Consider the following 11,968-nt stretch of genomic DNA (forward strand, 5'->3'; position numbering starts at 1 on the left):
GCCACGGGCCCGGAGCGCGCGCACGAGCCGGACCGTGGCGGGCAACGCCGGTTCCCGGTAGTCCTGGTGCAAGCGGTCCTGCGTGGCCACCGACAGCAGGTCCGGGCGCGTGGTGATCGCGTGCACGGCGAGCGCGCTGCGGCTCGCGGTGAACGCGGCGTCCGCGTGCGGGACGGTCTCCGGCAGCAACCCCCGCGTCCGCCCCGTGGAAGAGCGGTCGTCCGGGACCGCCACCACCGGCCTCAGGGACGGGTGCGGTGTCAGCCGCTGGGCGTGGAACGCCCCCTCGTCCTGCCAGGCCACCACGAACCCGCCCAGCAGACTCGCGGCGGCGTTGTCGGCGTGCCCCTCGAACTCGGCGGCCAGTTGCAGCGCCGTGTCGTCGAGATCCTTGCCCGCCAGGGCGTATCCCGCGGCCACCCCCGCCACGGCGGCCGCGGCCGACGACCCGAGGCCCCGGGAGTGCGGGACGGCGTTGTGGCAGCGCAGCCACAGCCCCGGCACGTCCACCCCCAGATAGGTGCAGGCCCGGCGCAACGCGCGCACGACCAGGTGGGTGTCGTCCGTGGGAACCTCCGCCATGTCCCCCGCCCCGGCGTCGCGGATCTCGATCGCGAGACCGGACCCGGTGACGGCGACCTCGACGACGTCGTACAGCCCCAGCGCCATACCGAAGGTGTCGAAGCCGGGGCCGAGGTTCGCCGTCGACCCCGGCACGGTGATCGTGTATCTCACGCGGTCCCTCTCCCCACTCGGCCGTGCGGTCCTCACGTGTTCCCGTCCTCCGGGTCCCGGAACGCCGGGTCCCGGAACACCGGGTCCCGGAATGACGAGGCCCGGCCGGGACGTGGTGTCACGACAGTTCCAGCGCGGCGGCCACGGCGCGCGGGTCCACGGCGAGCGGTTCCACCTCCACGCTGTTCTCCAACGCGGTGGCCGGATCCTTCAGTCCGTGCCCGGTCACCGTGCACACGACGGTCGCCCCGCGGGGGAGCCTGCCGTCCGCCGCGGTCTTCAACAGACCTGCCACCCCGGTCGCCGAGGACGGTTCCACGAACACACCCTCCCGGCCGGCCAGCAACCGGTACGCCTCCAGGATCCGCTCGTCGGTGACCGCGTCGAACAGGCCGCCGCTGGCGGTCTGCGCCTCCACGGCGGAGTCCCACGACGCGGGACTGCCGACGCGGATCGCGGTGGCGACCGTCTCCGGGTCGGCGACCGGTTCGCCGCTGACCATCGGGGCGGCCCCGGCCGCCTGGAACCCGAACATCCGGGGCACCCGGTCCGTCAGTCCGTCCGCCGCGTACTCGCGGTAGCCGCGCCAGTAGGCCGTGATGTTGCCGGCGTTGCCCACCGGCAGACAGTGGATGTCCGGCGCGTGGCCGAGCACGTCGCAGATCTCCCACGCCGCACTCTTCTGTCCCACCAGCCGTACCGGGTTGACCGAGTTGACCAGGGTCACCGGGTAGTCCGTCGCCGTCTTGCGGGCGAGTTCGAGGCAGTCGTCGAAATTGCCCTCGATCTGCAGGATGCGCGCGCCGTGCAGGACGGCCTGCGCCATCTTCCCCATCGCGATCTTGCCCTGGGGCACCAGGACCGCGGTGGTCAGTCCGGCGCGCGTGGCGTAGGCCGCGGCCGAGGCGGAGGTGTTCCCGGTCGAGGCGCAGATGACCGCCCGCAGTCCGCTCGCCTTCGCGTGCGTGATCGCCAGCGTCATCCCGCGATCCTTGAACGACCCGGTCGGGTTGGCCCCTTCGACCTTCAGGTACACCTCGCACCCGGTCAGCTCGGACAGGTGCGGAGCGGACAGCAACGGCGTGTTGCCCTCCCCGAGGGTGACGATCTCGGCGCCCTCGGGGATCGGGATCCGCGCGGAGTAGGCGGCCAGGACACCGGGCCAGCCCGGCCGGGCCCCGCGTCCACGGTCCTGCGCGGCGGTGTCGTCCGCGCCGCTCTCGCCGGGATTGTTCACGATTCCTCGCCTTCCACCCGCATCACACTGACCACTTCCCGGACGACATCGAGCTTGCCGATCTCGTTGACCGTGGCCCGCAGGGCCGCGTCCGGGGCCGAGTGCGTCACCACGACCAGGCTCGCGGTCGAGTGCTTGTCGCGCTGCCGCACCGCCGCGATGCTCACGTCGTGCACCGAGAAGACCTGGGCGATCTGCGCCAGCACACCCGGCCGGTCCGCGACGTCCAGGCTGATGTGGTACCGAGTGGGGGTCTGCCCCATCGGACGCACCGGCAGCGCCGCGTGGGCGGATTCCCGGGGACCACGGCCGCCCGCGACCCGGTTCCGGGCGGCGGACACGAGGTCACCGAGCACGGCGCTGGCCGTCGGCGCACCCCCCGCACCCTGACCGTAGAACATCAGCTCGCCCGCGGCCGCCGCCTCCACGTAGACGGCGTTCATCGCACCGCCGACGCCCGCCAGCTGATGTCCGCGCGGGATCATCACCGGATGCACACGGGCCGAGACCGACTCGGAGCCGTCCTCGTTCTCGACCCGCTCGCAGATCGAGAGCAGCTTGACCGTCCGGCCCAGCCGCCGCGCCGCCGCGATGTCCGACGAGTTGATCCCCGAGATGCCCTCGCGATGCACGTCGGCGGCCGTGACCCGGGTGTGGAAGGCCAGCGACGCCAGGATCGCGGCCTTGGACGCGGCGTCGTACCCGTCGACGTCCGCGCTCGGGTCCGCCTCGGCGTAGCCGAGCCGGGTCGCCTCGTCCAGTGTCTCGCCGTAGCTGGCGCCCGTGGAGTCCATGGCGGACAGGATGAAGTTGGTCGTCCCGTTCACGATCCCCATCACACGGGTGATCCGGTCCCCCGCCAGGGACTCCCGCAGCGGGCGCAGCAGCGGGATGGCACCCGCCACCGCGGCCTCGTAGTAGAGGTCCGCTCCGGACTCGTTCGCCGCGGCGGAGAGTTCCGCGCCGTGTTCGGCCAGCAGCGCCTTGTTGCCGGTCACCACGGACTTCCCCTTGCGCAGCGCCGTCAACAGCCAGCCGCGCACCGGCTCGATCCCGCCGATCAGTTCGACCACGAGGTCCACATCGGACTCCACGAGCGCGCCCGCGTCCGAGGTCAGCAGGTGCTGCGGCAGTTCCGGATGCTTGTCCGGGCGGCGCACCGCGATACCGGCCAGCTCGACGGGGCCACCGATCCGCGCCGCGAGCTCGTCGGCGTGTTCGAGCAGGGTCCGCGTCACCTCACCGCCGACCGTGCCGCAGCCGAGCAGCGCGACCTTCACGGGCGCCTCGCGATCGTCGCTCACGACACCTCCAGTGCTCTGCGGGACACCCTCCCCTACTGCGGCCGATGATTGTGCCGCAGCGGGGGCCCATCCCGGTCGGCTTTCGTGAGCGCCCCGAACATCGTCGCTCACGACACCTCCAGTGCTCTGCGGGACACCCGCACCCGGTCGGCTTTCGTGAGCGCCCCGAACATCGTCGCTCACGACACCTCCAGTCGAAGCATGTCCTCGTTCGTCTCCCGCCTCAGCAGCAGCCGGTCGTTGCCGTTGCGCACCGCGACCACCGGGGGGCGTGGCTGCCGGTTGTAGTTGCTCGCCATCGAGTAGCAGTACGCGCCGGTGGCCGCCACCGCGACGAGATCGCCAGGGGCCAGGGTGTCCGGTAGCCAGCAGTCACGGACGACGATGTCACCGGACTCACAGTGCTTTCCCACCACGCGGGACAGCGCGGCGGCGACGGTCCCCGGCCGCCCCTCGTCGCTGGACCGGGAGACGAGCCGACAGTCGTAGGCCGCGTCGTAGAGCGCGGTCCGGATGTTGTCGCTCATACCACCGTCGACGCTGACGAACCGGCGCACCGCCTCGTCGCCGAGCGCGACGTCCTTGATGGTGCCCACCTCGTACAGCGTCACGGTGCCCGGACCGGCGATCGCCCGGCCCGGCTCCCCCGCGATCCTCGGCACCGGCAGGTCGGCGAAGGAGCACTCCTTGTGCACGATCTCCCGGATCTGGGTGACCATCTGCGCGGGCGGCGGCGGGTTGTCCCGGTCGGTGTAGGCGATCCCGAACCCACCCCCGAGATCGATGAGATCGAGCTGGTCCAGCAGCTCCGGGCCGTGTTCCTTGCGCAGATCCGCCAGCAGGCCGACCACCCGCCGTGCGGCGACCTCGAAACCGTCGGTGTCGAAGATCTGCGAGCCGATGTGGCTGTGCAGCCCCGACAACCGCAGCGACGACGTGTTGAACACCCGGCGCACCGCCTCGTGCGCCTCACCCGTGGCGAGCGAGAAGCCGAACTTCTGGTCCTCGTGCGCGGTGGCGATGAACTCGTGGGTGTGCGCCTCGACACCGACGGTGACCCGCACGAGCACCGACTGGGTCACCCCGTGCCGTTCCGCGATGTCGGCCAGCCGGGCGATCTCGTGGTACGAGTCCAGCACCACCGTGCCGACCCCGGCCCCGACCGCGGCGTCCAGCTCGGCGCTCGACTTGTTGTTGCCGTGGAAGGTGATGCGTTCCGGCGGGAACTCGGCGCGCTCCGCGATCGCCAGTTCCCCGCCGCTGCACACGTCCAGGCTCAGCCCCTGCGCCGCCACCCACCGGGCGATCTCGGTGGACAGGAACGCCTTGCCCGCGTAGTGCACCAGCGCGGGGTCGTCGAACGCCTCGGCGTACTCGGCGCAGCGCGACTTGAAGTCGGCCTCGTCGATGACGAACAGCGGCGTGCCGTAGATGCGGGCGAGCTCGCGGACGTCCACGCCCGCGATCCGCACGACACCGTCGGGCGCGCGGTAGGTGTTGCGGGGCCAGACCTTCGGATACAGCCGGTCCAGTTCCTCCGGTGTGGACGGCGGGAACCCGGCCTGGTCCACGTGCGGGTGGACCTCCGCGTGCCGGGGCCCCGCGGGGTGTGCGCACATTGCTTGTTCCTTCTACGGCGAACGCGCGCGGCGCGCGCACGCGCCACGCGATGCTACGGACTCGGCCACGGTGTCGACGCTACGCCGCCGTGCCCGCCCGGTACCGGGCCTCGCCCCGGCCGTCGGCTACATCCGCTCCGGTGCGGACACGCCGAGCAGTCCGAGACCGTTGGCCAGGACCTGACGCGCGGCCTCACACAGGGCGAGACGGGCGTCGGTGAGCGGGGTCGGCTCCTCGTCGCCCTGGGGCAGCACCCGTGCCACGTCGTAGAACTTGTGGTAGGCCGACGCGAGCGATTCCAGGTACCGGGCGACACGGTGCGGTTCGCGCAACTCGGCCGCCTTTGTCAATACATCGGGGAACTCCCCGATCGTGCGGATCAGATCCCCTTCTCTGGGGTGGGTCAGCAGCCCGACGTCGGCGTCGGGACGCCGGGCGAGCCCCAGCTCGGCGGCGTTGCGCTGCAACGAGGCCAGCCGGGCGTGCGCGTACTGCACGTAGAACACGGGGTTCTCGTTGGTGTGCCTGCGCAGGAGGTCGAGGTCGATGTCGATCGTCGAGTCGACGGAGTAGCGGCCCAGCTCGTAACGGGCGGCGTCCACGCCGACGGCCTCGACCAGATCCTCCAGCGTCACGACGGTACCCGCGCGCTTGCTCATCCGCACCGGTTCGCCCCCGCTGACGAGGTTGACCATCTGCCCGATCATCACCTCGACGGTGTCCGGGCTGTGCCCCATCGCGGCGGCGGCCGCCTTGAGGCGGGCGACGTAGCCGTGGTGGTCGGCCCCGAGCATGTAGAGGCAGAGGTCGAACCCCCTGTTGATCTTGTCCCGGAGGTAGGCCAGGTCCCCGGCGATGTAGGCCGGGTCGCCGTCGGACTTGATGACCACACGGTCCTTGTCGTCCCCGTGCTCGGTGGAGCGCAGCCACCACGCCTCGTCGGCGAAGTACAGGCTGCCCGCCCGCTTCAGCTCCCCGACCACGTCACTCACCGCACCGGAGGAGTGCAGTGAGTCCTCGTGGAAGAACACGTCGAAGTCCGTGCCGAACTCGTGCAGGCTGCGCTTGATCTCGTCGAACATCAGGCCGACGCCGAGCCTGCGGAAGACCTCGTCCCGCTCGGGCCCGGGCAGGGCGAGCACGTCCGGCTCCTTGCGCACGACCTCGGCGGCGAGGTCGTCGACGTAGGCACCCGCGTACCCGTCCTCGGGGACGTCCTCGCCGCGGGCCGCGGCCGTCAGCGACCGCACGAACCGGTCGATCTGCGCGCCGGCGTCGTTGAAGTAGTACTCCCGGGTGACCTCGGCGCCCTGCGCGGCCAGCACCCGGCCGAGCGCGTCGCCCACCGCGGCCCACCGGGTGCCGCCGAGGTGGATCGGGCCGGTCGGGTTGGCGGAGACGAACTCCAGGTTGATGCGGTGCCCGGCCAGCGTCGTGCCGTGGCCGTACGCGGCACCCGCCTCCAGCACGCGACGCACGATCTCCCCCTGGGCGTCCGCGGCCAGCCGCAGGTTGAGGAAGCCCGGACCGGCCACCTCGGCGGACTCCACCCCGTCTGTGTTCGAGATCACATCAGCGAGCGCCTCGGCCAGTTCACGCGGCGCCAACCCGACCTTCTTGGCCACCTGCAGGGCCAGGTTCGTGGCGTAATCCCCGTGCTCGGGGTTGCGTGGTCGCTCGACCGTGACACGCTCGGGCAGCGCACTGTGGTCGAGGCCACGGTCGGCCAGGACACGTACGGCGGACGAACGGACGAGGTCGGCGAGAGCGGCAGGGGTCACCAGGCGAGTGTAAGTCCGTCCGCCGCGTCCGATGACACCGACCGTCGGGAGCATCACTACACTGCACGAGCGGGGACGACGTCGCCGTGCGCGACGGCAGCCGAACGGAGACGACAGGAGCCATGGCCAGCGGTAGCAGGAAGAAGGGCGCCCCGAAGAGCGCCGTCTCGGCGGCCCGGGGATCGGTGGCGGCCAAGAAGCAGGTCCCGTGGGGCACGATCAGCGCGGTCGCGGCCATCGTCCTGCTGGCCGCCACGGTGTTCGGCTACTACTACGTGGCCTCCGGGGACCAGCGGGCCCAGCGGGAACGGGAGGACTCGGCCGAGGCGTCGTTCGCCCCGTCGCGGGACAACCCGGACCCCTCCACCGACATCGAGGGTGTGGTCACGGAGACCTATGAGGGCGGTGCGCACGTGCTGCCGACCGAACGTGTGGCCTACGACCGGACACCCCCGTTCGGCGGCCCGCACGACGGTGTCTGGGCGGCCTGCATCGGCACCGTCTACGAGCAGGGTGTGCGGACCGAGAACATGGTGCACTCGCTCGAGCACGGCGCCGTCTGGATCGCCTACAACCCGGAGAAGGTCACCGGTGAGGACCTGGAGACCCTGAAACTGCGGGTGGAGGGCAAGCCCTACACCATGATGTCGCCCTACCCCGGCCTGGACTCCCCGATCTCGCTGCAGTCCTGGGGCCACCAGTTGAAGGTCGACAGCGTCACCGACGAACGCATCGACCAGTTCATCGCCGCACTGCGCCGCAACCCGAACACCTACCCCGAGGTGGGTGCCTCCTGCGACGCGCTCGGGCCGGGCCAGTTCGACCCGGACAACCCGCCGCCGTTCAACGCGGAGCCGCCGGGGCCGGACGCCAAGCCGATGGACTACGACGGCTCGGACGCCGCCCGGCAGATGGGCCGCGGGCAGCAGCCCGGCGGGACCACGGAAGGCTGACCGGTGACCGGACAGGAGGAGCCGGACGACACCCGGCACGGCCTCGGGACGGAGTCGGACGAGGCGGCGCACCCGGAGACGGCGGAGTCGGAGACGGCGGAGTCGGAGACGGCGGAGTCGGAGACGGCCCGATCGGACGAGACGGCGGAGTCCGGACATTCCGGGACGGCACGTTCCGGTGTGGCGGGCGCACCGACCTGGTCGCGCGTGGTGATCGCCGGAGCGTTGGCGGTCGCCCTCCTGCTGGTCGGCGCGACCGGCGGGATGTTGCTCGCCGAGAACCGGGACGGGGCCGACACGGCGGCGTCCGGCACGGCGAGGGCCGACCCCGTCTCGGTGGGCTTCGCCCAGGACATGGCGGCGCACCACGTGCAGGCCGTGACGATGTCGAACTGGATACGCGACCGCAGTGAGGACCGGGCCGTCCTCCAGCTCGCGTTCGACATCGGGAGCACACAGCAGGAGCAGATCGGCCGGATGAAGGGTTGGCTCATGCTGTGGGGCGAACCGGAGCAGGCCGTCGGTGAACCGATGACGTGGATGTCCGGCCAAGGTGGCGGTGCCCACGGCGACGGCGGTGCCCACGGCGACGGCGGTGCCCACGGCGATGGCGATACGCACGGCGATGGCGATACGCACGGCGATGGCGATACGCACGGCGATGGCGGGGCGCACGGGGACGGGCACGCACCGAGGTCCGCAGGAGATCCCCTGATGCCGGGGATGGCGACCGAGGACGAGCTGGCCCGGATGCGGTCGCTGTCCGGCGAGGAGCTGGACGTCTACTTCCTCCAGCTGATGCTGCGGCACCACCAGGGTGGCGTCGACATGGCGCGGTACGCCGTCGAGCACGCCGAGGTGCGGGCGGTGCGCATGCTCGCGCAGAGCATGCTCGACGTTCAGGGCGCCGAGGTCGACCTCATGCACACGATGCTCACCGAGCGCGGCGCCGAGCCGCTGCCGTTCCCCTGACCGGCCGCCCGTTGCCTGGGACGACCACGCCGACCGAGTGTCGCCGCGCGCCCGGTCACCAGGGCAACTCGGCACAGCGCTCGGCCGACTCGCGTGGCTCCACCTGCAGCGTGGCGTGCTCGATCGCGTAGCGCGAGGACAACAACTGCTGGGCCCGCCGGAGCACCGGCTCCGTCTCGGTGCCGGGGCCGACCGTGAGATGGGCCGAGGCCACCTCCATCCCCGAGGTGAGCGTCCACACGTGCAGGTCGTGCACGTCCTCCACGCCGGGCAGCGCGTGCAGTGCGGTGTTCAGTCCGGCGACGTCGATGCCGCGCGGCGCGTGCTGGAAGAGAATCCGCAACGCACGCCGGGCCAGCACCGCCGTCCTCGGGAGCACGAACAGCCCGATCGCCACACCCGCGATCGGGTCGGCGTAACGCCACCCGGTGAGCAGGGTGATCGCCCCGCTCGCCAGCACGGCCAGCGACCCGATCAGATCTGCCAGGACCTCCAGATAGGCGCCGCGCACGTTGAGGCTCTCCTCCGCCCCTCTGCGCAGCAGCAGGAACGCCACCACATTGGCGACGAGTCCCCCCGCCGCGGCGAGCAGCACGGGCAGGCCCGGGACCTCGGGAGGATCGACGACCCGGGACACGGCCTCGTAGAGGACGTACCCGGCGACCCCGAACAGCAGCACCGCGTTCACCAGCGCGGCGAACACCTCCCCCCGGTAGAGGCCGAAGGTGCGGGTGAACGTCGGCCCACTCCGCCCGGCGAGGACAACCGCGGCCAGCGCCATCCCCACGCCGAGAACGTCGGTGAACATGTGCGCGGCATCGGAGAGCAGCGCCAGCGACGACGTCGCCAACCCCACCGCGAGTTCGACGACCAGGAACACGACACCGACGGCGAGCGCCCCTGCCAGGTTCCGCACGTACTTGCCGGACGCGCTGTCGGACCGCGGGACCGCGACATGGTCGTGGCCGTGCCCCATGCCCGTGCCTCCTTCCTTCGCCCCGTCGCGAACATATAGCGACATGCGCATGATTGCAATACATCGCGAGGTGAGGTGAGGCTCCCCTGACTCACGCCACGCGCCCACCGTACGACCTGCTTCCCGCGGACACCGTTCGGTAAACGCAACGTACCCGCTCGGTCACTCGGAGTGTCGAACCGGCGGAGCGCGGAGCACACGGACCACCCACCCGCGGGAGCGGCCGGACCGACCCCCGCCCGCACCCCCCGCCCGGGCCGTGCGGTACGCTTCTCGTGTCGCACGGCGATGGGCCCTCGTAGCTCAGTGGATAGAGCACTGCCCTCCGGAGGCAGGTGTCGCAGGTTCGAATCCTGCCGAGGGCGCCCGATGCTGACCATAGAGAACGAGCCCTGACCAGCGGACACGCAGGTCAGGGCTCGTTTCTTCGGTGTCCGATTGTGTCCGGTCAACTCCCGTACTCTACGGCTGGCTCCGGCCAATGCCCGGCCACACTGCCCCGCAGGACAGAGAGCCGGCTCTCACCTCGGCCCGGTCCCCAGTACCGCCTCGATGCGCTGACGCGCAGCCGACTCGCCACCGTCGAGAAACGAGGCGTAGATCTCGTACAGCACCGAGACCGAGTGCCCCGCCCAGCTCGCGACCCTCGCAGGATCCACCCCAGCGGCAAGCCACGTGCTCACAGCGGCGTGTCTGAGGTCGTACGGTCGACGCGCCAGCGGCGTCGTCTGCGCCTCCGCAGTCAGTGCCCGTTCACGGGCAGCACGCCACACTCGGGTGTACGTGATCATGGGAATCTCGCCTCCACGCTCTCCGTGGAACACGAGGCCGCCCTCCCCGAAGCCGTAGGTGTCGATGTGCTCCCACAGCAGTGCTGTGAGAGGCGGGGGACACGGCACTGCACGGCCCTCCCCTGCCGCCCGGGATTTGAGGTGCCGCTGGTCCCGCGGGCGTCCGGAGTCGGTCCAGCGCGCACCCACGTGCGGATTCGCATCGCCGAGATGCAGTTCTCCCCAGCCGTACTCACGTTGTCCCGCCTCGCTGTTGAACCTCGGCTCAGGGAGCGAGAGATTCCGCTTCGTCAGCGCTGCGACCTCCTCCGGGCGGAGGGCGGCGTAGTACATCGCCCCGAAGAACGCCACCAGCCTCGGACCACTGCGGAGCGTCTCGCCAACGGCGGCCAGAAGTGCCCGTGCCTGCATCGGATTCGGTACCGCACGCCTGTCGACCTTCCTCCTGCCCTTCGGCATCGCCGTCCACTTCACGGTGGCCAACGGGTTGGTGTCGATGAGATTCCGCTCCACGGCATAGTCGAGGGCGTTCCACAGCACTGAACGTGTCTTGCGTGCGACGGTCGGGGCGTACGGTTTCCCGTCCAGACGCCGGGTGACAGCGCGTTGCAGCTCTCGGAGGACATCGGGGGACTGCACCGTGCGGACCGACGTTGTATTGCGTGAGCACCATCGAAGGATCGCTTGTACGTCCGCGGGAATCTCTTCCGACTGTCGAAGCCCGGTGTTGTATCCCCACTGTCGGAGTGCTGACCGAACCTCGTGCGGCTCCGGCGCGTTCCGACCCGCTGGGGTGAAGACGGGCATCACTCTGATCAATGACTCGGCCACCGTCTGTCGAGCCGTCGCTGCGAGGTCGGGCCACTTCATGTCCACGTACTCGCGTGTGAAGTCGAACCAGGACATGTCCTCTGCCGTCCGGCCCGCCGAGGACGGTAGGCCGGACGGCAGATCGAACGACTCTCCACGCCGTTGGGCGGAGACGAGGTCCGCACGGAAGCTGTCCGCCTGGGCGCGGGTCTTGAAGGACTCGGCGAACTCCGTACCGCCTACTTGCCAGCGGACTCGGTAGCTCGTGATCCTGCCGTTGCTGTTCTTCCGCGTTTGCAAACTCCAGATTCGGACGCGGTAGGAGTGTGCCACTTAGACGGCCTCCTCGTAGAGGTCTTCGACCCAGGTGTCGAGGTCACCACGGCGGATACGGATCTCGCCGTTGGGCAGCTTGATGCAGCGGGGCGCGCGGCCTTTGGCGCGCCATTCGTAGAAGGTCGATCGGGCGATGCCGAGTTCCTCGCAGACGGCGGTCACGGTCAGGTGCGTGTGCGTGCTGTTCATGCGGGGCGTGCTCCCTGCGCGGTGTGGTCACAGCGGACGGCGGCGGCGATGAACATGGCGACTCCCTTCGGAACCGGGTGAGAGCGTGGCGAAGGAAACGAACTAACGAAGGAATGCTGTGACCTGCGGATTCGCCGGGTGTCGGCGGTTCATTAGTTCGTGGGCTACGAACTAATGCGGCCTGCTGCGGCGGTGTTTGTGCTGGTCAGTGGGTTTGTTCGTTAGTTCGTTTGGTTCGTGGTGTTGGGTGTGCGGGCGGTGTAG

Annotated in this window: 10 protein-coding genes and 1 tRNA gene; 3 read left to right on the forward strand and 8 right to left on the reverse strand. The window is 70.5% G+C overall.

All coding sequences use genetic code 11. The features are described from left to right. The 5 genes from thrB to argS form a co-directional block, all read right to left on the reverse strand. The coding region (gene thrB / locus SACHA_RS0106675) for a homoserine kinase (protein WP_019808194.1) at window positions 1–735 on the reverse strand (735 nt) is incomplete at its 3' end. A gap of 118 nt (window positions 736–853) precedes the next feature. Continuing rightward, entirely contained in the window at window positions 854–1,972 is a 1,119-nt protein-coding gene (gene thrC / locus SACHA_RS0106680; protein WP_019808195.1) for a threonine synthase, read from the reverse strand. Continuing rightward, window positions 1,969–3,276, reverse strand: a complete 1,308-nt coding sequence (locus SACHA_RS0106685) for a homoserine dehydrogenase (RefSeq protein ID WP_019808196.1) — start codon at window positions 3,274–3,276, stop codon at window positions 1,969–1,971. Before SACHA_RS0106685 ends, thrC begins: the two co-directional genes overlap by 4 nt. Window positions 3,277–3,455: 179 nt before the next feature. Continuing rightward, window positions 3,456–4,895, reverse strand: coding sequence for a diaminopimelate decarboxylase (lysA, locus tag SACHA_RS0106690; protein WP_019808197.1), 1,440 nt, complete (start codon window positions 4,893–4,895; stop codon window positions 3,456–3,458). Window positions 4,896–5,021: 126 nt separating this feature from the next. Further along, window positions 5,022–6,677 (reverse strand): arginine--tRNA ligase, encoded by a 1,656-nt coding sequence (argS, locus tag SACHA_RS0106695; protein ID WP_020628604.1) that lies wholly within the window; start codon window positions 6,675–6,677, stop codon window positions 5,022–5,024. 122 nt (window positions 6,678–6,799) lie between these two features. Between argS and SACHA_RS0106700 the strand changes: the two genes are divergently transcribed. Both SACHA_RS0106700 and SACHA_RS0106705 read left to right on the forward strand, forming a co-directional pair. Further along, entirely contained in the window at window positions 6,800–7,630 is an 831-nt protein-coding gene (locus tag SACHA_RS0106700) for a DUF3105 domain-containing protein (protein ID WP_019808200.1), read from the forward strand. A gap of 3 nt (window positions 7,631–7,633) precedes the next feature. After that, complete coding sequence (locus SACHA_RS0106705) at window positions 7,634–8,602, forward strand: DUF305 domain-containing protein (protein WP_019808202.1); 969 nt, start codon at window positions 7,634–7,636, stop codon at window positions 8,600–8,602. 55 nt (window positions 8,603–8,657) lie between these two features. Here SACHA_RS0106705 and SACHA_RS0106710 read toward each other — a convergent pair whose 3' ends face one another. Then, complete coding sequence (locus tag SACHA_RS0106710) at window positions 8,658–9,578, reverse strand: cation diffusion facilitator family transporter (RefSeq protein ID WP_019808203.1); 921 nt, start codon at window positions 9,576–9,578, stop codon at window positions 8,658–8,660. A 292-nt stretch (window positions 9,579–9,870) separates the two neighbouring features. Between SACHA_RS0106710 and SACHA_RS0106715 the strand changes: the two genes are divergently transcribed. Continuing rightward, window positions 9,871–9,943: transfer RNA gene (locus SACHA_RS0106715), tRNA-Arg, on the forward strand. Window positions 9,944–10,099: 156 nt separating this feature from the next. Here SACHA_RS0106715 and SACHA_RS23320 read toward each other — a convergent pair. Both SACHA_RS23320 and SACHA_RS0106725 read right to left on the reverse strand, forming a co-directional pair. Further along, window positions 10,100–11,275, reverse strand: coding sequence for a tyrosine-type recombinase/integrase (locus tag SACHA_RS23320; protein WP_232211827.1), 1,176 nt, complete (start codon window positions 11,273–11,275; stop codon window positions 10,100–10,102). A gap of 237 nt (window positions 11,276–11,512) precedes the next feature. Then, window positions 11,513–11,704, reverse strand: a complete 192-nt coding sequence (locus SACHA_RS0106725) for a helix-turn-helix transcriptional regulator (protein WP_019808207.1) — start codon at window positions 11,702–11,704, stop codon at window positions 11,513–11,515. Between the last annotated feature and the right edge of the window lie 264 nt (window positions 11,705–11,968).

The sequence above is a fragment of the Saccharomonospora halophila 8 genome (assembly GCF_000383775.1).
GTDB classification, from domain to species: domain Bacteria; phylum Actinomycetota; class Actinomycetes; order Mycobacteriales; family Pseudonocardiaceae; genus Saccharomonospora; species Saccharomonospora halophila.